The sequence below is a fragment of the Treponema sp. R6D11 genome (genome assembly GCF_054786075.1).
The window spans coordinates 1-811 of the sequence record NZ_BDHD01000543.1 but is presented as its reverse complement, the minus strand read 5'-3'; the positions used below and the strand labels follow the sequence as shown (position 1 = coordinate 811).

Here is an 811-nt window from a genome sequence, read left to right as displayed (position 1 = left end):
ATTTTTTACCTTCTCCTGAAAAATTGGTTAGAAAAGAGCCTAAAGTAAAAATAACAATAACATTAAACACCGGAAGTGTTGATTTCTTTAAAAAATATGCTCGAAAAAATAATGTAAAATACCAAACAATGATAAATGAAGTGTTGAATAAATATGTCCAAAGGTATGGATAAAAAAATAGTATAGATAATTATGTATAACCTTAAAAATAACAATCCAGCGAATAAAATAGATTTACTCCCTAAAGGCGCAATTTTTGATATGGACGGGACTTTATTGGATTCAGAGCGCATAAATGTAAAATTAATTATCGAAGCATGTCGTCAAATGGAACTTCCAATAGAAGAAAGTTTTTTATTCACTTGTATTGGCATTTCTAAAGAGGATAATAAAAAAGCTTATTTTAATAAATACGGAATGGATTTTCCTTTTGATAAACTATTTAAAATTGTAAAAGAAAAAGAAAATGAATTATTAAATAAAACAGGTTTCCCGTTACGCCCTGGCGTATTGTCAATTTTGAATAAATTAAAACAATTAAATATACCATTAGCCGTAGCAACATCGGCAACTATCCAACGAGCCAAAGACAAACTGTCTAAATCGGACATATTGGAGTATTTCTCTGTTTTTGCTTGCGCAGATGGAATGAAGTCCTTGCAACCCGGCAGGTGAGTCTTCAAAACCAATACAATCTTTTGCTTCCAGCCCCAATTTTTTTACGGCAAGAAGAAAAACATCCGGCGCCGGCTGTCCGTTTTTTATTTCATCTGCGCAAGCAAAAACAGAGAAATACTCCAATATGTCCGAT

2 protein-coding genes and 1 pseudogene are annotated in these 811 nt (G+C 32.1%); 2 read left to right on the top strand and 1 reads right to left on the bottom strand.

Annotated elements, in window-relative coordinates; translation table 11 throughout:
- Positions 1–23 precede the first annotated feature (23 nt).
- Positions 24–173: a BrnA antitoxin family protein gene (locus tag ACYVTD_RS14580; protein ID WP_461248440.1), complete on the top strand. Its 150-nt coding sequence runs from the start codon at positions 24–26 to the stop codon at positions 171–173.
- A gap of 19 nt (positions 174–192) precedes the next feature.
- Positions 193–675 (top strand): HAD family hydrolase, encoded by a 483-nt coding sequence (locus ACYVTD_RS14575; protein ID WP_461248439.1) that lies wholly within the window; start codon positions 193–195, stop codon positions 673–675.
- Positions 676–708: 33 nt separating this feature from the next.
- Here the strand turns inward: ACYVTD_RS14575 and ACYVTD_RS14570 are convergent.
- A pseudogene (locus ACYVTD_RS14570) lies at positions 709–801 on the bottom strand (HAD family hydrolase); the annotation flags it as partial.
- Between the last annotated feature and the right edge of the window lie 10 nt (positions 802–811).

What these genes read in the sequence shown, in the direction of transcription:
- ACYVTD_RS14575 (WP_461248439.1), top strand. Translation starts at nt 193, where the DNA reads ATGTATAACCTTAAAAATAACAATCCAGCGAATAAAATAGATTTACTC.